Source organism: Paenibacillus sp. J22P90, from assembly GCF_059692195.1.
Map to the genome: position 1 here is coordinate 950436 of NZ_JCAUAY010000002.1, position 23098 is coordinate 973533.

The following is a 23098-nucleotide window of genomic DNA, read 5'->3' on the forward strand; positions in this document are numbered from 1 at the left end:
TAAAAGGATGTTTCTCATGAGTAAAAAAGTGTCCATGCAGCAAATTGCCGACCGACTTGGCCTGTCCAAGTACACAGTCTCGCAAGCTCTATCTGGTAAATCGGGCGTTAGTGAAGAGAACAGACTTCGTATTCAGGAGACTGCCAAAGCGATGGGCTATACACTCCAGCAGGGGCAGCGCACACCGAAGAGCGTTCCAGCATCAAGCCATGAACCCAAAGAAAGTCCACATCGGACAGACGAAATGACGCCCTATATTTTGGTCTGGATTCAGTCTACCTATTTGCAGGACAATCCTTTTTGGGGAAAGGTGCTCTCCGGCATTGCCACCGCCAGCAAAGATCTAGGCTATGAACATCTCATCGTTCCGATCGCACCCAACCACCAGTCTGGACTGCAGATGCCTTCCTATCTTGATCCTTCTCGCTGCATTGGGCAGCTGTTAGCAGGAACTTTTCCTGCGCAGTCGGTCATCTCCTTGAAGCAAAGCGGTATTCCGCTCGTCCTCATTGACCATAATGAACCGCTCATCGAAGTGGATAGTGTATTGAATAATAACTTGGACGCAGGCAAAATGGCCTGTCAACGCTTGCTCTCCGCGGGCGCGAAGCGTGTGATTTTCATTGGCGATGATCAATTCGCCGTCAGCTTCAAAGAGCGCTGGTGGGGCTGCCGCATGGCGCTCGAGGATATGGCCGCTGGACCGGCTGAGCACTACCATTTGAAAAAGTGGCAAATCGCCTACTCGTCGCCTCATATGCTTCATCAATTGGAGCGCAAAGTGGCTGCTTTATCGCAGGAGACGATGCCTGATGGCTTTGTTTGCGCCAATGATCACCTAGCGCTAGCCCTGCTGCCGATCTTAAGCCGTCACGGCTTTGACGTACCTGGCCAAATGAAGGTAATTGGGCTGGACAATATCGAGGCGGCCGCCTACGCAACCCCAGCGCTCAGCACCATTGAGCTCGGAAAAGAAGCACTCGGCATTCGAGCAGTTGAAACGCTGCTTTACCGACTCCAGCACCCGGGCAGACAGGTGGAAAAGGTTGTGCTCTCTTCTCGTTTCATCGCGCGGGACTCCGGCTAACCGCTAACCAAAAAAGCGTACAGCACTCATCATGAAGATGAGCAGCTATACGCTTTTTTTAACTAACTATTTGATAAATAACTAAGCCCAATGGAAATTAGCATGCCCGCAAGCGCAATCCAAAATAAGTAAGACCGCCCGATGCGTTTCAGACTTTTATCTTGGCGATCCATCACTGCCTTTTTCCGATTACTGCTCGACTTCGTCTCTTCCTCTAGCTCATCATTTACTTGTGTTTTCCAATTCACGAATTGAAAGCCAACCCCGCTGACGACTACGGCTACCATCATTAATATCAAAGAACCCATAAATACCTTGTCCGCAATGGACGCCATGCTGCACCCGACCTCACTATCTACCTATATTCACCTTATTATACTTCAAATGTAGGTTCGAATACGAATCAAAGGATGATAGGCAAAAGCCCCAACCGACAACATGTCGATTGGGACTAGAATTCTCTCGCTTATAGTGTTCGATCGCCTGGTTTCCAGTTCGCTGGGCACAGTCCGCCAGCTTGCAGCGCTTGAAGCACGCGCAACGTCTCGTCTACCGAGCGTCCGACGTTCATATCCGTTACCACTTGATAGCGCAGCACGCCATCAGGATCAATAATGAACAAACCACGGTGCGCAGCACCCGTTTCATCATCTAGCACGCCATAGGCACGTGCCGTTTCCTTGGAGAAATCACTGACCAATGGGAATTTCACTGGGCCAATTCCGCTTTTATCGCGCGGTGTTTGTGTCCATGCACGATGTGTGTAGACACTATCTACAGAAGCGCCTACGATATCACAGTCGAGATCAAGGAACTGCTCATAATGGTCGCTGAACGCTGTGATTTCTGTCGGACAAACGAATGTGAAATCGAATGGCCAGAAGAAAAACACAAGCCATCTGCCGCGGAAGTCTTCTAGCGAGATTTTTTCCTCGAGCGTCTCCATATTTTTCGTGGATAGCAGGGAGAAGCTAGGTGCTGGCAGCCCTATTTTAGCAAAAGTAGGCTGGGATTGAACGTTAAGTTGTTGTGTAGTCATGATGTTTATCTCCTTTGGGTATATGATTAGATTAGCTAGCGACTTCGGCTAGTGCTTTTTTGAGTTTAGTGACGTTGAGACCTAGAATTTTGTGCTCACCAATGACAGTAACAGGCAATGACATTAAGCCCATATCGTGCAGCTCTTGTCCGTATTGATCATTCAAATCGATGTTTCTTTCTTCAAAATTGACTTGCTGATCTGTTAAATATTTTTTCAATTGGACACAATAAGGGCAGTTTGTACTGGAATATACGATTACATTTGACATAGTTGGTCATCTCCTAAAGGGTTTGGATTATTTGTATTGGGGGATCAATTGAGCCCGTTTATTAATAAATTTATCTACCGCCATGGCGGCAATCGCACCATCGGCAGCGGCTACAACAGCTTGCTTGACAGGAGTACGTCTTACCTCGCCCGCTCCGAAAACACCGGAAACTGGCGACTGCATCGAGGTGTCCAAAATCATAAAGCCATCCTCATCGAGAGGGACTTGATCTTGCAAGAAATCCGTACCTGGCTTACTGCCAGATAGGAATACAAACACGCCATCCACGTCCAGCACTTCCTCGGCGCCAGAGCTTGTCCGAATTTTGAGACCTTGGACTCGCTGTTCTCCCAGCACTTCAAGCGGCTTCGTTTTGTAAAGAATGTTCGTGCCTTTCAACTCTGGAACGTGATGAACACCTTGCAGTTCAGGGCGCGGCACCACGAAGTGAATGGATTTCGTAAACTTGCTTAACGCTTGTGCTTCCTCCAGTGCCTCTTCAGAATCACCGATCACAGCGACCGTTTTCCCTTCAAAAAATGCACCATCACAAGTCGCACATGTACTTACTCCGCGCCCCATCAGATTTTCTTCACCTGGCAGCATACGGTTGCGTCCCTTTGAACCTGTTGCGATGATGATAGATTTACCTTCATACATCCCATCTGCGGTGAACACATACTTCGTTTCACCTTCCAGATCCACATCTGTAATTGTTGTCTGGATGAACTCGGCTCCAAAGCCTTTGGCTTGGTCACGCATCGTGTCCAGCAAATCCTTCCCCGACAATTCACCAATGACACCGGGATAGTTGGCGATTTTATGTGTAATGGCTAAAGCTCCCGTATTCGGTGCCTTATCGATAACTAGCGTTTTCAAATTCCCTCTTGCTGTATAAATCGCGGCAGAAGCTCCCGCGGGACCAGCTCCAACAATAATGACATCATACATCGCGATATGCTCCTTCCAAACGGCAGTTAACTTTGATAATGGGTATCAGATAATAATTATTATAAATAAAAGAGAGAGAAAGTCAACCTTATTTATAATTATTCTAAATAATAATAATAGTAGTAGTCCAACGACAAGACATGAAAATCCCTCTAATACGTGCAGTAACAAGATTAATCCCCTAACTAAATAATCCGCAGGGATGATGAGGAGTGCTAGCTAGTACAACAACGACCCTATAAATTAGATTTTAAAACATTAAAACATAGAAACTATGTTAGTTTCAATCATACCCATGGTTCTAATCGAGGATGATGTGCTCGTCACATAACAAAGCGGCCGATCGTGCCGGCCGCTTTGTCGTCTTCATATTTTATGGTTAGCATATCATTTTTCATATATAGACTATATCGTCTGATACAGTCTATATATAACTGAAGCCGCTTGAGCCTCGTAGAGCTACCCTTAGGCTCAAAAAAGCCCTCAGACATTCCGTTCATTAAACCTACTTGCTGCAAAGCAGAGACTGCATCTTTGGCATAATCCGATGTCTTTTCCTTGTCCAAGAATCCAGAAGTCTTACCGTTTGTGCCATCAACCGCACTAGTCATTATCTTCAGCAGCTTCGAGACTCGATAGATGAGCACTGCCATATCTTCCCGGCTGATTCGATCATTCACACCGAAGCTAGCATTTGAACGAATTGCGCTCGAGTTACTTGCCCTTCAGGAACAAAATGCCCTTCGCTTCTGCCCTGAATGACTTCACGTGCAGCCAGTCCAAGCACAGCCTCGCTCGCCCAATCGTACCCTTTCATATCCTGAAAGGAGACAGGAACATGCTTCGCCGTATATTTGCTGAAATGTGCTTCTCTCGGTCTCGAGAAGCAGACTAGATGTATTGAATCCACGCTGTTTTTCGAATAATAAAACCATCAGACTCCGAAACATATGTATTAGACTGATCAAAATACAAAACAGCAGCCATGGACGAAAAAATAAAGTCCTGGTCAGCTGCTGTACTATTGAACAAACGTTTCCTGTTGGCATAACAGCTTTTCAACCAGTTTTTATGCCTTTTTGTAGAAATTCATAGCTTACTTAACAATAACGGAATAGTTATCATACGTGGTTGCACCAGTATTACCCAAACTAACCTGGGAGTTGGCAGCGAAAGTCTTCTTATAAATACTAAAAGTTCGAGTTACACCATTTTCGTTCTGGGTCAAATTATCCGTAGTATCTGTCCAAGTTGAGAGCCAAGAAGGCTTACTGGTAATCCTGTCGTCAATCGCTACGTAAACAGTGCAATCCCTGGTTACAGTAAACGTAACGAGAGACGATCCCGTATAACTTTTAGAATCATTGGCTGTTCGAATCCAATCGGCACTCACATATGTCGAAGGCAAGGAAACAATGGTATAGGAACGGTCTCCATAAAGAATATCCCCAATCTGTATATTACTTCGAATCGACCAATCTGCGGCGTTGGCAACATCATTAACCGTCATTCCTGTCAAGCTATACAACTTCGTGACCGAAACGCTTGCTGTACCAGATTTGGAAGAGTCTACTGTGGAAGTAGCTATAACCTTCAAAGTAGTCGCAGTTTCATCCGATGCTACTGTGAGTCCACCGGAGTTGTTAATTGTCGTACCGCTGCTGTGGTTTCCACTCACGCTCCAATTTACTGTCTGGGCTGGGTTGTTTGTGCCGGTAACAGAAGCGCTGAACGATGTGGTACCGCCCTGCTGCACTGTCGCAGTCGTTGGAGTTACAGCAACTTCAGTTACATAATCATAAGGTGTACCCGTGTTTATGCGGAAATAGTCGATTAATAAATCCCCGTTATTAACTGAGTTCGAGTAAAACAGAAATCGATCAACTGCGTTTCGAGTGTTCGTTCTCAATGGATAGTTTGTTAATACCGGCGTAGTCATATCATTCACATAAAAATCGAATGTCATTGTATTAAGGTTTACGACGTTTCTGACTACTTGCCATTGATTTAAAGCATAATCTCCCGCATCTGGCGCTCCGTTGTTAGCTGAATGCGAGATAATCTGACGACCGGTACCATCTCTGTAAAATGCAAAAGTACCAAGTCGATTCGTTGAGGAATGTGGGGTGGTGCTGTTCCAATCACTTTTATTAAATGGAAACATTTGAATCTGATTACTACTTGCTGAATCAGACGTACGCATCACTCTTGCTTCAACAGTTACAATGCCGCTCAAATTGGCTTCATTTTTGTTGAATAGACCGATTCCGTTGGCAGAGCTTGAACCAGAAGTCTTATTGATACGAAGATATTTATTTCCCGCGTTTGCAGGGTCGTCTACAATTGCAATCGTTCCAAATGAATTTCCGTATGTAGACCATACATCATTTCCGCTAAATGTACCTGTACTATAATTAAAATCGTCATTTATGAAATAAGCCGTATTTGAGAAATCATTTGACTGCAACACAAAATTAAACTGTGTTTCACTGCCAATTTGAACCCCTACATTATTTTTGGTTTGATCCCTGAAGCCGTTCTTTGTAAGTTGTAGAGTATATCCGCTTGCAGCAGGCACTTCAAGTGAATATTTACCTGCGCTATCGGTTGTCGTTTCATAATTGGTGTCACCAAGGGACATTACAATCTTCGCGCCAGCAACAGCAATTCCACCGCTTATCGTAACGGTACCACTAATATGTCCAGCGTTAGACTGTGGTGTACCCAATACCAAATTAAGATCTACCGTGTCACCCGCCACAAATACTGGTGCTACCTGTTCGCTGACAGCATACCCAGCTTTTGTGACATCTAGTGTATAACTGCTTCCTGCCGCTACTTCTCCGAGACTATAATAACCATTATTTTGTGTCGTCACTGACTTAGAGGTTCCGCTGATTGTAACGGTTGCGCCTGCCGCAGGATTGCCATTTTGGTCTTTGACATAGCCTCTTATTATTCCCATGCCGCCACTAAATTGATATTCAGAAATTCCTATATCCGATTTAGTGCCAAGAGTACTGCCATAAAAATCAATATTTTTATTTACATATTGATTGACAAAAACGCCTCCATAGTTAGCAGGATATGTCACGGCCTTGCCTTTGTTAATCAGCGGTGAATCTTGAGTTAACTTAAAAGCATTTAAGTCTGTAGTGAAATTCCCCTGAAATTTCGGGTCAATTGTAACCGCATTTTGATCTGATGAAGGTGCCGTTACTCCTGTTCCATAATAACTATTATTGCTGTAATAACTATAGGTACCTTGATAAAGAGCGGGGCTTGCTGTACCCGTGGAAGCGTTGTAGAAAATGTTGTTATAGTAATAGAGCGGATTGGCTGCGTAATCTACATTAAAACCGCCTGGTCTTCCTACAAAGCTCGTCGCATTATTTGTACTGTACAACAAATTGTTGTGTACAAAGTTGTAGCCTGCTGTGGAGTAGAGAGCTATATAATGGTCGCCGGAGCCGGAGTTTCGGATTACGTTATATCTCCAGACCGCCGTACTAAAGGTATTCCAACCGCAAAGTAAAAAGCCGTCGCCGTTACCATACAAATAGTTGTATTGCACTAAGATGTTGCTCGTATACTGGTCTGCATCGATGCCGTTATTGTCGGCCCCGCCCATTTTCCTTGTGGTGCCGAATACTTCGTTAAATTGAACGACGATATCATTCGCATAATCCAATTCTATACCGCTGGTACCCGCACTTGAAACGACGTTATGCGCGACAATCCCGCCGTCAACGCTTGCAACTCTTATCGCGTTACAGCCATATCCTGTACTCTTGTTGCTGACATAGTTATTCTGAATGTATATGTTTTTATGCGGATGCCAGCCCGCTGAATAATAATTATTGCTCGCGTCCGCACCAGTGCGAGTGTACCAATTTTCATATGTCGCCGGTTCCTCAGCAACATAGAAATCACCTAAGCTTATCTCGGGGTGGCCCTGCCCCCCCCATTGCTTGACTGTGATTCCACCAAAAGAAGTGTTGGTTATCACATTGTATTCCATAACAATATTATTGAAGGTGATTGGGCGGTCTTGGGTGTTAGACTCCTTCTGCGCTTGAGTCAAATCACTTTCTGTCGTCGCCTCCCATACTTCAACAACGATACCGCCTGTCCGCTTACTTGCCCCTCCCATGTTTCCGACAACGCCGGGATATCCTCTGTCCGTCGGGCCGCCTCCCCAATAAACATGTCCGCTTATATCATGGATATACAAATGGTGCAGCCTAATTCCGTCTAGTACACCACCTGGCGTTATACCGTCATCACTATGACTCTGACCATATACATGGACTCCACGCAAGTTTCCCATCAACGCCGCATTTGTTGTGCTCGATGTATTGTTCGGGTCAAAACTAGGGTCTTGATTGCTGATATCAAGATTTGAAATATCCCAATATTCTTGGTCTTTTAACGTCACTACATCGTTAACATTCGCATTACCTATAACTTTCGGCAGATTGCCGGTGCCGTACGCGCTAATAATAATTGGCTGTGCCGATGTGCCAGAGCCATGGGGAGCCAGAAACACTTCGGGACGACCATCGTTATCCGTATCTATCTCGAGGGGAAAAGAGTCCTTTACCTTCGGCGCTGTCGGGGCCGTCCATGTACCACCCGCTTTAAACAAAATCCTGTCGCCAGGCTGATAGGTTTTTGAGTTTACCTTATCAATGCTTTTCCAAGCCGTGCCTTCACTTGTTCCATTATTTGAGTCGTTTCCCCCTACAGAGTCAACATAGTATGTAGTCCCTGATCCTGCGAGGACTGTTCCGCTTTGAAGTGTCGCCGAAATGGTTTTCGCTTCTAATGCCGTGCCATATGCCTTTATGTCATCATTACCGGCTTTCTCCACAACATCCGCAAAGGTGGCTACATTCTGCACTTCCGCTGCCGAGACAGAGGGGATACAGATCCCTTGCATAAGTATAGCAGCACCGATAAGTGTAGACACCATTTTGAAAAACATGGTTTTTTTCCTCAACATAAATTACCCCTTTCGTGTTAAAAAAAGTAATATTCAGCCAGTTCTTTAAATAAATGATGTTATCCCTGAAACTCCAAACCATCTCCTTTGCTTTCCTCTTTCGATCCCCCTTTCTGCTTTTATTGTTTACCTGTATGTTGCACCTCTAAAAATAGAGGAGTCAACCGAATTGATGAATACGGTTACAAATACAAAATTAAGATCGGATCAGTCACCCACAATATAAGTGAATTACTCCGATCGAAACAATAGTTTGATTTCCGTTGACTGTTCAAATTCCAAAACCGTGGCATAGCAGACATTGTCGTCAAAAAAAACGCCTGGCTCTAAATTAAAGGCTTTCCTAACTGCTATCAGAATAGGAGAACACCGAAAAAATATCTACATCAAAAAGGTACAGCCCACTCAAATAATTGAGGATGCTGTACCTTTTCCAAGTATGATTAGGGTGTTAATAAAGATTAAATAAAATTCTCCAACTTCCATGTTTTACGGTAGTTAAGACAAATCGTATCCGCTGTTGGGAATTCAACAGGCAACCAAATGTAGGAGCAGCGTTCAAAATTTTGAGTGTTATGTCGCTCCGCCATGTGAATGAAGAAACCTGGCTTTCCTTCAACAGGAAAGATTTGAGTAGTTTGAGATTCAAAAGTCGTTCCTGTATCATTCACACAAGGATCACCCATATCCGTCCATGGTCCCCACAGACTTTTAGCCCTAAAATATTTTGCAGGATTTGTTCTCCAACTGGTAAGCCCTGATGTAATCATAAAATAATATCCATTTTGATACAGGAGTGCTGCTGCTTCCCTCCTATATGCAACATCAAGTCTTCGGTACTCATTAGTAAAACTTAAATAATCCTCGCTTAGCTTAACAATATACAAACAGCGATCTTCATCATCTACAGCTCGATCATATATAAAATATCCCGTTCCATCATGGTCCTTATATAGTGTGCAATCTCTCACTGCTCCAGCAGTATCAACAGGACGTGTATATCCATGCCATTCGTACTCACCATTTATGGCACTGCAGGTAGCGACACCTGCCTCAGCAGTTCCGATCGCAAATCCATGATCACCAGGATATTCTATATAGTGAACCCACAAGACGAATTGCTTACTTTTATCGTTATAAATGATTTTCGGCCTTTCAAAACGCATTGGACCATATAATTCGTGCTGCGGATTCGTTGAACATTTAAGAACAACTCCTTCATATGTCCAATTATATAGATCAATGGAACTATACATAACGACTCCAACTGTAGTAGATTGACCACCTTTTCCATCAGAGCCAGAAGGCAGTTGACGGAGCTTCATTCCATACCAATAATACCTACCGTCAACATAGATAATTCCTCCGTCACTTGCATTAATAATGTTTCCATCTGTATCGAGCCATGAGAAATATTCGTCCATCTCTCCATTTGTAAATTCTTTATATTGGATGTTGTTCATCGTGAGTCCCTCCGCTCATTCAGTCTATCTACGATATAACGAGCACCCCCATAACTAGTATGGAGGTGCTCGTACCGGTTACTTATTTCTTCTTCATTTCCTTATAAGCAGCTCTGCGTTCATCTGCTACGGCTTGCCCGCCAATTTTCAGATACTCTGCGATGATTCCATCATATGTCTTATTGAATTCATCCGGCTTAGCTAAGACCCCCTTAACGATCGCCTCCACCGCTTTATCTTTCAGTAATTTTCCATTTTTACTCTCGGAGTCAATCGGGCGATCAAGGCGTGGAACGGTCTCTCCATCTTTAAGAGCATTTTTAATACTTTGCAAAGCTACCTCTTTATAGTCCGGAAACGCAAGTGTGGTTGCTTCGAGATTTTTCTCTTGAGAGCCGAAATCTTTTCCATTAATCATGATTGCAATATCTGCGTTATTATAGAACGTTTTCTTCGCTTCGTCCGTTGTAATCGCTTTTGGTAAACCATTTTCTAACGTATAATGCTGACCTTCAATACCGTTCGTGAGCGTAAACAGAACATCTGGTTTCGACATCCAATCCAGATACTTTATCGCTTCCACCGCATGCTTGCTTGTCTTAGGAACCATCATGTACATGCCGATCGGATCGTATAGTTGTTTCGGTGTCTTCCCTTCCTCATTTGTAAATGGATCTATCGCGATATAGGCTGCACCTGGTACGTTCTTTTTTAACGCATCAAAGACATTACCAGGCCCCATCATGCTTGGATGAGCAGCTAAGCCAGTGAAAGCACCCACAAGACCGTTTGAAATGTCTTGGCGGTTGGCATTTCCATCTTTATCAAGAGGGAAATCCCGATTAATCAAGCCTTCAGCATTCATCTTATTTATGAACTGTACGCCATCTTTGAAACCTGGCATCTGCACTACGGGGATATTAGTACCCTGCGTCGAGGAAAACGCATATTTATCTTCTTCCGACATTTTCTTTACGAATGACATGATTGGAATCATTCCGTCATCTGCATTGAAGTTGTACGGTATTAATTTACTACCAACTTTACCAGGATCTTTCTCCTTAAACGCTTTCATTGTATTGTAAAATTCATCTGTCGTTTTTGGAACTGGCAAGCCTAACTTATCCAACCAATCCTTCCTAATATAGGTGGATTTTGTGAACTGCAACGGTCTCTTAGCGGGAATTGCATATTGTTTGCCGCTAAAAATACCGTAGGAAAGAATCTCTGTACCAAGAAACTTTTTCAAATTTGGCCCGTTTGCATCGATCAATGAACTCAATTCCGTTAGACCGCCATTTTTTACATATCCATTAATCACTGATGTGTCATATGTAAATACAATATCAGGTGCATCACCTGTCGTCATAAGCACGTTGAGCTTATCCACCTCTTGAGTTCGTGGTACCGGAACGAATTGGAGCTTAATGTTATTCGGATCTCCAAAGTTCTTTTGAATCCATTGCGTCCAAAAGTTATTATCAACGGGACCGGCACCTGCAGGCGCATTACCACGATCGAACATCTCCACTTTCAGGGTAACAGGCTCTTTACTCACAGTGGTTGTTGCAGCTGCAGTAGCTCCAGCGGTTGTACTTGTCTCCTTAGCAGGACTTGAGCATGCTGACAGCATACCCGCTAGCATCACAGCAGAAGCCGAAATTCCAAACCATTTTCTTTGATTTACTAACATGTTCTAACTCCCTTTCTATTCTTGTTTACATACAAGTTCGGATCACACCCAAAATATAAGTGAATTACTCCGTTAGAAACAATAGTTAGATTTCCGTCGACTGTTCAAATTCCAAAACCCTTGATATGACTGGCATTGATGGCAAAAAAGAGTGTTAATCTCTAGTCATCATTCGACCTCAGAATTTTTTTTCGTTTGAGACTCCCTGTACTGTCCTGGTGATACGCCAACGATCTTCTTAAAAACCTTAATAAACGAAGTCGGAGTCAAATATCCAACCTTTTCCGATATCTCCTGTACGGTTGCCTCGGACTCGCAAAGTAGTTTCTTGGCATATTCAACTCTTAATTCAAGAAGAAAATCAGTAAAATTCTGTCCAAAATTTTCTTTAAATAACTGGCTCAAATATTTAGAATTAATTTGAAACCGATCACTAAGCAGCGTGAGAGAAAGGTTGGGATTCATAAAATGCTCCGCTACATATTCGCGGATTTGTCTCATTAGCATATTATACTTGCGACTCTGGGCAAGCTCCTCGAGATGACCAGCCAACTGCTCCAAAGCCGTATGAAAAAAAACTTCAAGTTGCTGCAGCGTATCTGATTGATCAATCGTAAGAAGTAGGCCCGGCTTAGCTTGCTGCAGCCAATTTGTTATATCAAGCTGGCCTCCCACCAGTTCATATTCGAGATGGAAGATGAAATAGTGCAGTAAACGATCTACATCATCTTTACCAAGGTGATGCACGCTCATCATGCTGAACATGCTATTTAACTCATTCCCCCATTGGGATTCACCCATACGAAGCATGCGAACTATCAATCGTATTTTTTCTAGGTAGTCGAATAATTCACCCTCGTAATTACTTGTTATCTCAACCCTAGCAATAATTTGATTCGTTCCACGCGTCACCTTGTGGCTAACCGCTTCCTCCGCTGCTCTAAACGAGCGGCTAATTGCTGATTCCTCATCGGCTACCGTACCAACCCCAATGGTAACCGTGAAAACTAGATGCTCCTCGACCCACGAACGTATTTGCTCCGAAATCTGAAGTATGCGGTGCTCCAATGACTCATTTTCATCTGAAATAATCAGGAGAACGAGCTGATTTTTGGCAATCCACTCCACCAATATCCGCTGGCCATTCTGTTCCGCGACTTCCATAGCCACACTGCTGATAATAAATTTGAACAACGATTGGTCATTAGGACTAAAGTTCATTCCAAATTTTACATATTGGTCAAGCTCCAGCACCGCTACGATAAAATTACCAGTTTCCAGCCCAAAGTGATGCCGTTCATGCTCCCATATAACAGGATCTCCTTCATATTCATCCCTTAATAGCATTTGCAGAAATTGCTGTCTTCTGATGACCATGTGCTCCTGCTGTTTCTCTTGAAAAGCCATATTATTCGTAATTAAACGTTCAATTGCGTTATCGATAAAGGCAAATTCACTCTTATTTTCTTTTTGATCGGGAGACTTGATAGCAGAAGAAAAGCGGTTGATCCGTTGTAAAATTGCTTCGATCGGTTTATAGTTTCTGCGGGTCACGTAAAAGGTTGCCCCGACCGAAAAAACGATAGCCCCCAGAGCCAGCAGGATCCAAACATTGCTTCCCTGAAACAGGAAATCAGACAACTTGCCGCCTTTGATGCTTATCCGATAGGTCCAACCGGTATAATCTGAAACTACATTAGTCATAAGGCTATTTTGAGATGAGGTCGGGATGCTCTCATCGAGGAAGGACTTTCCGTGGGAATCGAACAGTTCCACGACCGTTAATTTTTGATCAACCATTTGTCGAATATAGGATTGTACCGTAGATACCTTAATATTAACAATGAGATAACCGAGACTTCCAGAATCCCGTGGGATTTTTAAGCTAAGAGAGATAACCATATCCCTAGAGTGGGAGTTGACCCCTTCACTCTCCTTAATCCTCGGAGAAGACCAAACGCCGTTCAGCAATAGTTCCTTTGAATTATGAAAGTAATTGCGATCTGCAAATTGATCCATGGGCCGCAACGCGCTTTGATCCAGCACCATATCATCTTTAACTTGGTTTACATAGATTGAATCAATGAGCCCATATCGAACCTTGAGATTGCTAAGGATATTGGAAATGTCGAATGCTCTTCCCCCATCCAAAGGGCTATCCAGAAATTGCTGCAATTCAGTGTTCGTTTCCACGATTTTCTGTGCGTCGACAGATATGCTTTTCAGTGAGTTGTCCACTGTGTTTGCAATAAATGCAGCTGTCACCTGGTTGGCCTGAATGGCATTACGAACATTATTTTGGTTGATGATGGCAATAAATATAAAAATCAGCATACTAGCTGTGACAAAAAGAATGGGAAGGTACGAAAGCAGCATTCTGTTGATGTAATGATTTTTACCGATCTTCATCTTCATATTCATCGTCTTCATCTACTCCACCCTTATTTCCCGAATCATATTTCTGTAATATTACAGATTTCCGTTTCTCTAAATGAATGTTATTTCCAAGGGTTATAGTCAAAAAATGAACTTCCCCTCCTTATCTATAGAGGAGAAGTTCTCATCATTTCTAAACAAAAATTATTAACGATCTATTCCTTTTTCCTTTTAAAAATTTCCGGTTCCCTTAAAATGCCCACTTTATTAAGTTGATACTGATAAGAAAAACTCTCATTCTCTGTGCGCCATGAACCATCACCGAACCATCTCATCTTCTCATCTGATAGATGAAGCTGTCCAAACGTATTGATTCTACTTCCGAAAGCCTCCAGAACGATACTGTGTTTCCCTTTTTCTAAATAGCCAAGCGATGCGCGATAAGGCGAATAGGCAACCGTTCCAGTTCTCTTTCCGTTCACGGTGACACCGATTAGCGGTGCTCGGAATTTGGTAATGCCTACCTCGTATTCGGCAGCTTCCTCCACTTCGAAGTCGAATTTATATTGAACGTTCCCGCCATAGAACGGCAGACCCTGGTCGCAAATATCACTAAACCCAAGTTTTTCAGGGCGTTTTGTGATTGCTGCTTTATTTCCAACTACCTGAACACCGAAATCACCGAGAAGATACATATTTTCAACATCAATGTGTGATGCATAGGCTATTTTCACATGAATATTTAACTCTCCGGCAGACACAGCCGATAATGCAATTTTACGGATACTCTCATCCACATAATAACCGCAATCTTTCTGCTCAACCTTGATACCGTTCACAACAATCTCCATCATTTCCGGCTGCTCTAACGCTAGATACAGCTCTTCCAGCCCCGTTTCAAGTTCAACCATGAAGCGCAGTTCTAGTACATGTTCCGTTTTTTCTTTTGGATTCGCAAACGGCTGTGCCACTCTCTCATAACGTTTTGGCATGCCAAGCTGCTGACGGATCTTATTATCCAGGCGAAGAAGCTCTTCAACAGTTTGCCATTCCCCATTATCCAGACGGTATTCCGCCATATCGAGCACAAGCACATTGGGTTCGGAAAGCGAATAATTCACAGCACTCACGATTGTCTGCATCTTTTCCCAGTCAGTGAGATTTGCTTCATCCACAATTTCTGCCGTGCATGTCTTGAAGTTAGCTTCATCAGTTCTCTTTAGTTCTAAGAGAAGACTGTCTGTTTCATGCATTCGCCATTTGAATACCGTACAACCATGGGCAAACTCAGCCCTTATTTCTTTCGTTGAACCATTTTGCGTGTCATAGATCCTCACCTGCCAAGTCCCAGGAACACTTACCCTAAGCAGCTCCGATGTTGTCAAATCCTCATTGACGATTTTTCTTCCGTTGGCTAAAAATACATAGCGGCTGTCCTCGATTTCACGCATTTGGTATAGAATGAAATCTGCCGTGGAACCGTCTGCCTTTCTTACTTCAATATCTCTATATTTTTCAAGTGCACGAACGATTCCGTTCTTCGAAAAACTTACTCGGGTGCAGTCGTTTACGAATTGGCTGCCTTGTTCCGAAACACAAGCATCCACATATATCGGAGCATCCCCCGCAAATATGACATCGCCCCCAGCCTCTCTGAATGGTCTCAATGCCAAAAGCGTTGTACTGCGTATCGTTTCACAGCCGGGAACTAGGACCACATCATAGGCCATTTCGCCGACATGGAATTTCCGGTCTGAACTCTCTGCAAATTGTTCTTTAAGAAGCGATTCACTTATAAAATCAAAGTCCAGTTGATTAAATAGCAGCCATTCGATGACATCTTGAAAGTTTTTTTCGAGCTCATCCCGAATGCTCTTCGTATGCTCATTGGACCCTGTATATAGCCAGAAGGTTTCTAAAGGATGAATAACACCTATGCGAACACGCGGCTTTCCACTACTCATTGCCACGTTAACTCTTGCAAAATGATCTTCGACCTGTGCATATTCCTTATACCAAGGTGACTGGTAAAAAATAGATGCAGGCCAGTCTCTTTTAGCGGCCCCCGCCATGCTCATCCAAGCCAAATGATGAACTCTAAGAGTAACGCCTAGCGCTGCCTGCCAATCTCCCCCCAGCTTATGTCTTCTGAAGTCAAGATCCCAATTCGTAGCGCCGTAAAGTTCAGACATGATGCCTTCCCAGCCATACTGATGTGCGGCACTCTGCGCCTGCTTAGCCGTAGAGTATACCCGATCATCGCATAATACATCAATTCCTGGCAGCCCGAAGCTCCGGTAAAAACGCATCGCCTCACCGAGTTCAGCTGTCTGGGCGAGCAGTGTATCCTCACTCTTCATGTGCCCGGTCATGGTGATCCCGTGCTCTTTACACCAAGCTCCTATAGTATCAGCAAAAGCAGACACAAACATTTCCGCTACAATATCACGGTATCGGTATTTGGCTAGCGACGATTTCCCATCAGGTAGCTCCCATACTAGTTGCGGGACGATATTGAAAAAGTCATCTCCATACAGCTCCTTATACACTTCGGAAACTCTTTCCGTGTATGGAATAGTAACGCCTTCTTTCCCTTCGGAAAATCCCAAAAACGTATTCGCTGTTAACTGCGCTTCATCCGTAAATATAGATGGAACCACACTGCCAAATTCTTCACCGATTTCCTTGTAGTACAATTCATGGGTCGTTTCAATAAAACGCTTAATCGCTTCTGGATTCATCACATCCACATAGGACTCATGGTTAAACCATGGTAACTTTGGCCGAAGTTCCAGATACAAATCCCATACATTCGCGCCTTCCTCACCCTGCTCAAGAATCCGCCAGGAAGTTAAGTATCCGTTTTCCAAGGTGATATCATAGCTGAATAACAACGTCTTCTCGTTTGAAGAGCGCTCAAAATTATAAATTCTGGTATCGCCGTACCTCGGCTTAAATACTAAGTGTCTGGCCCGAAACTGTTCATCTTTCGTAACCAAACCGCCAGCAAATCCAGATGGCCATCGATCTTCATCATATAAATAGACAAGCAGGTTTTCCTGCTTCGCTTTTTCAATACTGGTTTTAACAGCGTCCATGAATTGTTCGCCAAGATACGGCGTATCAAGTCCGATTCTGGCATGAATATGGAAACCACCCATACCCATTTCTTTAAAATATTTAACCTGCTTGTTCAGCATTTCTTCATCTAGTTCGCAGTTCCATGACCAAAAAGGTGCACCGCGGTATTTCGCGGGAGGATCCTGAAACAATGCGTCAACTTCAAATCTTTGATGTCCCATATATATCCTCCTAATTTTTGGGTTTCTGATGAATCACATATTGAACTTATCTGCCAATTTCTTTGCCAGTTCGTCATCTGACAGGGGATTACGATGCGTATTTTCTAAATAGATATATTTTTCTGTTTCTGGCATGAGATATTCCTTGTACCAAAGGAAAAAATCAGGACTGTCGCCATGCATTCGAAGCCATCGACGAAGCGTATCCATGTTATTCACCGTACTTGTGATATTCGTCAGCCAGTCCGCTCGAAAGAAATGAGCCCATTTACCGTGTTCGGCAGCCTGTAGTGCGACAAGTCCATCTTGATACTTCCACATCGCCTGTGAAGCATAAACGAAAGCTGATGGATAGTTTCCTGCGCAGTATGATGCGTAGGACTGGCCTAGTTTCTCAAAACCTTCGCATCCGGACAAATGCAGCTCTACATGCAGCAGCAAATGATCCTTTAGGCGGAGACGGTCAGGATCAGAAAGCCCCGGAAGAATTCTTTCGATCCGCTCACGCAGCTCGAGCCAACCTTGAGTGGCCTCTGCACACTTTTGGCGAAACCATTCAACCTGTTCCTTAAATTCCACCTCACCTGTCGCCCAATTCAAGCGGTCAAGCGGCTCATTGGATTTTCCTTGAAGCCAGTGTCCAACGATTATACGTGCTGGATGGTGATAAAACTCATCTCCCGCCCGGTCATCCTTATTCGGACCATATGGAATCGTTCTAAGCGCATAGTCGCGGTACAAATCGACTATGCCAGCCCTATCTGATTTGTACATACGGCTGACAAATGAATGAAGATGTTTCTCAGCATCTACTTCTCCTCGCATCCACAGTTCGCTTGCCAAATCCAGCGTATATACATGAGGTCGAATATTACCACTGTTAACGAGGAGATAATCTTTTGCTCCAGAATGGAAGGCCCCTTCCAACTCATCACAGATAAAGCTTGCCGGAGACGGGAACATCGCCAAATGATTGGATGCTTGTAGATCATGAAACGTCACGTGGTAGTAGATGCCATGCTTGCCTTTGTCTTGCATATCGGGTAATGCCCGAATGCGATGATTCTCGTTATTGTTTCGACGCGAAACCATTTTGCCATATCCGTTGTCCGCCCAAATCTTAATAATTTCGTCTGGAATACTCACATGACCCGCTTTATATAATTCTGCAATCTCCCCGTACAACGCCACACTGCACTGAGGATTGGACACCTTGCTCCGCACCATATCGTATTGCTTGCGAACGACACGACCAATCATTTCACCACGCTTTTCAGGTGTGTCGAAAGCAGGATCCTGCGCCCAGAAAGGCTGGTCGCCTTGTCCGCGAAACGATAGAACCCAAACAACATTGCGGTCCTTCTGATGCTCGATCGCTTCCTCCCATAAGTTCTCGAATAGCTCTCGGTTATCTTGATAGCTTGCTTTCTTCCCAGGATAAGCGCGTAGGAACATCTCCGCTCCAAGAGGCTCGGCATGATGATGCGTCACCCATAACCCCATCTCCGCCGCCAGATCTGCATGAACACCATGCTTTGGCAAATCTGTACCAGGGATGACCATATTTCCGCCGCAGCGCAGAAGAGATTCGAAAACTGGCAACCATACCTCGCGAGTCGGAGGATACGCCTCCTTCCATCCAATCAAACAAACTTCATCGTTGACAAACCACCCTCTGAACCGGACAAACGGCTCTGAAGAATCACAATCATCATCAGGCAGTTCTATCCGACTATGCCGCTCAGGAGGACGATCCGCCCAGAACCAAAAAGGATCAACGCCTAGATATTTTCTTGTGTATTCGAGCATGCCATACACGAGACCAAGATCGTCATTCGCAGCAATGTGAAACTCCCTTTTTTCGCCGTATTGAACGAAGCGGAAGCAGTACGCCTCAGGCCATGCCGGACAGCGATCCTCGGATACGGAGTAGCGAATCACGACCTCAGCTCTCTCCTCCTCCCCAGTAACATGGTTTGGAACTGTACCGAGTACCTGTTCATGATCCCGCTTTACCATCTCCCAAGCATGGCGGACAGGTGAAGTAAGGTCTTTAGGAATGCGATAAGTTGTATTCCGATCAATGATAAATGTCAAAGTAATTCCCCTCTCATGCAAACAGTCCAAATATCAGACAACCCCCATAACCAGTATGGGGGTTGCTCGAACAGGTTACTTCTTCTTCATATCCTTATAAGCGGATCTGCGTTCATCTACTACAGACTGTCCACCTATTTTCAAATACTCTTCAATCGATGCATCAAATGTCTTGTTGAAATCTTCCGGCTTCGCTAAGATCCCCTTAACAATAGTCTCTTGCGCCTTATCTTTCAGTGTTTTACCGTATTTAATCTCGGATTCAATCGGGCGATCGAAGCGTGGAGCTGTATATCCATCTTTAAGCGCATTTTTCATACTTTGCAAAGCTACATCTTTATAATTCGGGAACGAAAGAGCGACTGCTTCGAAATTTTTCTCTTGCGAACCGAAATCCTTGCCATTAATTACGATTGCAATATCCGCATTATTATAGAACGTTTTCTTCGCTTCGTCCGTCGTAATCGCCTTCGGTAGACCATTCTCTAACGTATAGTTCTGACCTTCGATGCCGTTCGTGAGTGTAAACAGAACATCTGGTTTAGACATCCAGTCCAAATACTTGATTGCTTCTGCTGCATGTTTGCTTGTCTTCGGAACCATCATGAAAATACCTGTAGGGTCATAAATTTGTTTCGGTGTCTTGCCTTCCTCATTCGTAAACGGATCGATCGCAATATATTCTGCACCCGGAACGTTCTTTTTTAACGAATCGAACACATTACCAGTACCCATCATGGTTGGATGAGCTGCTAAGCCAGCAAAAGCTCCGACTAGACCATTTGAAATATCTTGTTGGAAAGTCTTCAAATCTTTATCAAGTGCGAAATCCCGATTAATCAAACCCTCAGCATTCATCTTATTCAAGAACTGTAGTCCGTCTTTAAAGCCTGGCTTCAGCACTTCAGGTATAAGGCTCGAAGATGAGAAAGCATAATTATCTTCTTCTGACATTTTCTTAAAGAATGATCCAACTGAAATCATACCATCAGTAACGTTGAAGTCGAATGGGATAACTTTACCGCCCGTTTTGCCAGGATCTTTCTCCTTAAATGCTTTCATCGTTTTGTAAAATTCATCCGTAGTCTTAGGTGCCGGCATTCCTAACTTATCCAACCAATCTTTTCGAATATAGGTCGATTGCGTATATTGCAGCGTTCTCTTGGCGGGAATTGCATATTGCTTTCCGTTAAAAACACCGTAGGAAAGAACATCTGTACCAATAAATTTTTTCAAGTTGGGGCCGTTTGCATCGATTAATGAACCTAGGTCAGTCAGGCCACCGCTTTTTACATAATTGTTAATCGTCGTTAAGTCATACGTAAATACAACATCAGGTGCATCTCCAGTTGCCATAAGTACGTTCAGCTTATCCACCTCTTGCGTCCGTGGAACTGGTACGAACTGTAGCTTAATGTTGTTCGGGTCACCGAAGTTTTTCTGAATCCATTGTGTCCAGAAGTTATTATCAACGGGACCGGCACCTGCAGGAGCATTGCCACGATCGAACATTTCAACCTTAAGTGTAACCGGCTCTTTGCTTACAGTAGTTTTTGCAGTTGCGCCAGCTGTTGTGCTTGGCGTAGTTTCTTTAGTTGCGCTGGAACAAGCAGACAGCAAACCTGCCAATAAAATCACCGTAGTCGAAGCCCCAAACCATTTACGTTGCTTAGTGTTCATATTTAAATTCCCCTTCTCATTTGTTTGTGATTTACTTCTATGTTTAACCTCTAAGAATCAGAGGAGTCCACCAATGAATCGCTTCTAGGGGGTGAGATAAGTAGGGTAAACTTCCTTCCCTTAACCCTTAACTGCCCCAATCATAATTCCCGAGACAAAATACCGTTGAAGCCAAGGATAAACAATTAAGATTGGGGTCGTAGCGAACATGATACTTGCTGCCTTGAGCCCCTCCGGAACGACTTCCACTTGCGACGCACCTTCTATCGCGGTCAAATCGGTTACCATACTGTTCATGACAACTTGGTACAGCTTCAGTTGTATCGGGTATAAGTCTGAATGTGTGATGTAGAAGAGCGCATCCATGAACCCGTTCCATCTCGAAACCGCATAAAACAGGCTCAGCGTCGCGATTGCGGGCATCGATAGTGGCAGCACAATTCGAATTAAGGTACCGATATGAGAACTACCATCCAAGTACGCCGATTCCTCCAAGCTAGCAGGTACCGAGGAGAAAAACGTTCGCAAAATAATTAAATTAAAAGCACTGATCATACCTGGCACAATTAACGCCGTAAGACTATCTAGCATTCCCAACTGCTTCACAAGTAAATATTCGGGAATCAAACCACCGCTGAAGAACATCGTAAAAACGATAAGCAGCATAAACACCGGTCTTCCCTTCAGACGTTCCTTCGTTAAGGGATACGCTGCACAAATGCTCATGACCATACTAACTACTGTAAAAGTAGCTGTCAGTAGAATCGTAAGACCCATCGAACGTAGCATTCTCGCGTCTGTGAAGACAATTTCATAGGCGTGAAAGTCAAGTCCTCGCGGAAAAATTGTAACTTGGTTGGAAATAACCGCATGCTTCGTGCTTAATGAGATGGATATAATGTGTAGGAAGGGCGTAAGACATATTAGTATGACGATTCCGACAATCAGCATGATGACGGCATCTGTAATCCGAAAGCGTTGTGTTTTCCGTTGTACATTGGTTGACATACCTTTTCCCCCTACCATAATCCTTCCTCCCCAAAGCGCTTCGCAATTGTATTGGCCAAAATAACAAAGATGAGTCCGACCAATGCTTGGAACAAGCCCATTGCTGTTGCCAGTGAGAATTGCGCCGATTGAAGACCTGCCTTATATACAAAGGTTGAGATGACTTCCGCATAATCCATAACCAGCGGATTGCTCATCACGAACGGACGCTCGAAGCCGATTGTCATAATATGACCAAGCTGCATAATTAGCATCACAACAATGGTGGAGCGAATCCCTGGTAGTGTGATATGCCAAATTTTCTTCATTCGTCCTGCGCCGTCTACTTCTGCCGCTTCATATAGCTCCTTATTAATACCAGTTAACGCTGCTAAATAGATGATTGTTCCCCAGCCAGCACTCTGCCAAATGCCAGTTCCAAGGTATACCAATACCCAATTCATTTTATCCGTCAAAAATGGAATAGCACTTATACCCATTGAACTGAGCATATTGTTGACGAGACCGCTTTTTGTTGAAAACACCTGATAGGCTAGCCCACCGATAATGATCCACGAGATAAAATGTGGCAAGTATAATATCGTCTGTGCCAATTTTTTATACCAGAGAACGCTAAGCTCATGAAGTAACAGTGCTAGAATAATTGGTGCAGGAAACGAAAAGATGAGATCTAAGAAGTTCAGCACTAACGTATTTCTAACAACCTGATAAAACTGACTCATTCCGAACAGTTCTCGGAAGTGGTCGAACCCGATCCACTCACTGCCTGTTACACCTTGGAAGATGCTATAATCTTGAAAAGCTATCGCCGCGCCATACATTGGCACGTATTTAAAAACGATGAAATATAGGATTGGAAGGACAAGCAATAGATATAGCTGAAAATCCTTCCGAAACCACTTAGCCTTTCGACGACTCACGGTCATCTGCAATGATTGCGACTTATTTTGTGTTGAAGTTTGTTCCATGTGCATCCCTTCTTTCAATTACTTAAGCAGCTTTATCTTCTGCTACCTATCACTGCGCCTTCCGGTTCAGCTGACTAACCACACTATACGGGCATATATTCAGCGGCACAAGAATCACATTTCCGACTTAAAACAAATTTCAGAAACCCTTGATACAT

16 protein-coding genes are annotated in these 23098 nt (G+C 43.9%); 1 reads left to right on the forward strand and 15 read right to left on the reverse strand.

Annotation, left to right across the window (positions count from 1 at the left end):
• Positions 1 to 16: 16 nt before the first annotated feature.
• Positions 17 to 1087, forward strand: coding sequence for a LacI family DNA-binding transcriptional regulator (locus AC58UX_RS08975; protein ID WP_497251578.1), 1071 nt, complete (start codon positions 17 to 19; stop codon positions 1085 to 1087).
• Positions 1088 to 1149: 62 nt separating this feature from the next.
• On the opposite strand, the gene AC58UX_RS08980 is transcribed toward AC58UX_RS08975, so the two are convergent.
• From AC58UX_RS08980 to AC58UX_RS09050, 15 genes are all read right to left on the reverse strand, one after another.
• A complete protein-coding gene (locus AC58UX_RS08980; RefSeq protein WP_497251580.1) occupies positions 1150 to 1422 on the reverse strand; it encodes a hypothetical protein in 273 nt (90 codons plus the stop codon).
• 131 nt (positions 1423 to 1553) lie between these two features.
• On the reverse strand, positions 1554 to 2126 hold the full coding sequence (locus tag AC58UX_RS08985; RefSeq protein ID WP_497251582.1) for a peroxiredoxin: 573 nt from the start codon (positions 2124 to 2126) through the stop codon (positions 1554 to 1556).
• 31 nt (positions 2127 to 2157) lie between these two features.
• A complete protein-coding gene (locus AC58UX_RS08990; protein WP_497251584.1) occupies positions 2158 to 2397 on the reverse strand; it encodes a glutaredoxin family protein in 240 nt (79 codons plus the stop codon).
• 27 nt (positions 2398 to 2424) lie between these two features.
• On the reverse strand, positions 2425 to 3348 hold the full coding sequence (locus AC58UX_RS08995) for an NAD(P)/FAD-dependent oxidoreductase (RefSeq protein WP_497251586.1): 924 nt from the start codon (positions 3346 to 3348) through the stop codon (positions 2425 to 2427).
• A gap of 323 nt (positions 3349 to 3671) precedes the next feature.
• Positions 3672 to 4028 (reverse strand): S-layer homology domain-containing protein, encoded by a 357-nt coding sequence (locus AC58UX_RS09000; RefSeq protein ID WP_497251588.1) that lies wholly within the window; start codon positions 4026 to 4028, stop codon positions 3672 to 3674.
• Positions 4025 to 4258: an S-layer homology domain-containing protein gene (locus tag AC58UX_RS09005; RefSeq protein WP_497251590.1), complete on the reverse strand. Its 234-nt coding sequence runs from the start codon at positions 4256 to 4258 to the stop codon at positions 4025 to 4027. The genes AC58UX_RS09000 and AC58UX_RS09005 overlap by 4 nt, the downstream gene beginning before the upstream one ends.
• A gap of 186 nt (positions 4259 to 4444) precedes the next feature.
• Complete coding sequence (locus tag AC58UX_RS09010; RefSeq protein WP_497251592.1) at positions 4445 to 8350, reverse strand: carboxypeptidase regulatory-like domain-containing protein; 3906 nt, start codon at positions 8348 to 8350, stop codon at positions 4445 to 4447.
• Positions 8351 to 8814: 464 nt separating this feature from the next.
• Positions 8815 to 9816: a family 43 glycosylhydrolase gene (locus AC58UX_RS09015; protein WP_497251594.1), complete on the reverse strand. Its 1002-nt coding sequence runs from the start codon at positions 9814 to 9816 to the stop codon at positions 8815 to 8817.
• A gap of 82 nt (positions 9817 to 9898) precedes the next feature.
• Complete coding sequence (locus tag AC58UX_RS09020; RefSeq protein WP_497251596.1) at positions 9899 to 11509, reverse strand: extracellular solute-binding protein; 1611 nt, start codon at positions 11507 to 11509, stop codon at positions 9899 to 9901.
• A 168-nt stretch (positions 11510 to 11677) separates the two neighbouring features.
• A complete protein-coding gene (locus AC58UX_RS09025) occupies positions 11678 to 13939 on the reverse strand; it encodes a helix-turn-helix domain-containing protein (protein WP_497251598.1) in 2262 nt (753 codons plus the stop codon).
• A gap of 161 nt (positions 13940 to 14100) precedes the next feature.
• Positions 14101 to 17187, reverse strand: coding sequence for a hypothetical protein (locus AC58UX_RS09030; protein WP_497251600.1), 3087 nt, complete (start codon positions 17185 to 17187; stop codon positions 14101 to 14103).
• A gap of 33 nt (positions 17188 to 17220) precedes the next feature.
• On the reverse strand, positions 17221 to 19284 hold the full coding sequence (locus AC58UX_RS09035; protein WP_497251602.1) for a glycosyl hydrolase 115 family protein: 2064 nt from the start codon (positions 19282 to 19284) through the stop codon (positions 17221 to 17223).
• A gap of 75 nt (positions 19285 to 19359) precedes the next feature.
• A complete protein-coding gene (locus AC58UX_RS09040; RefSeq protein WP_497251604.1) occupies positions 19360 to 20964 on the reverse strand; it encodes an extracellular solute-binding protein in 1605 nt (534 codons plus the stop codon).
• Positions 20965 to 21084: 120 nt separating this feature from the next.
• Positions 21085 to 21972, reverse strand: coding sequence for a carbohydrate ABC transporter permease (locus AC58UX_RS09045; protein WP_497251606.1), 888 nt, complete (start codon positions 21970 to 21972; stop codon positions 21085 to 21087).
• Between the two features lie 11 nt (positions 21973 to 21983).
• The gene (locus AC58UX_RS09050; protein WP_497251608.1) at positions 21984 to 22940 is read right to left on the reverse strand and encodes an ABC transporter permease; all 957 of its coding nucleotides are present in this window, start codon (positions 22938 to 22940) and stop codon (positions 21984 to 21986) included.
• Between the last annotated feature and the right edge of the window lie 158 nt (positions 22941 to 23098).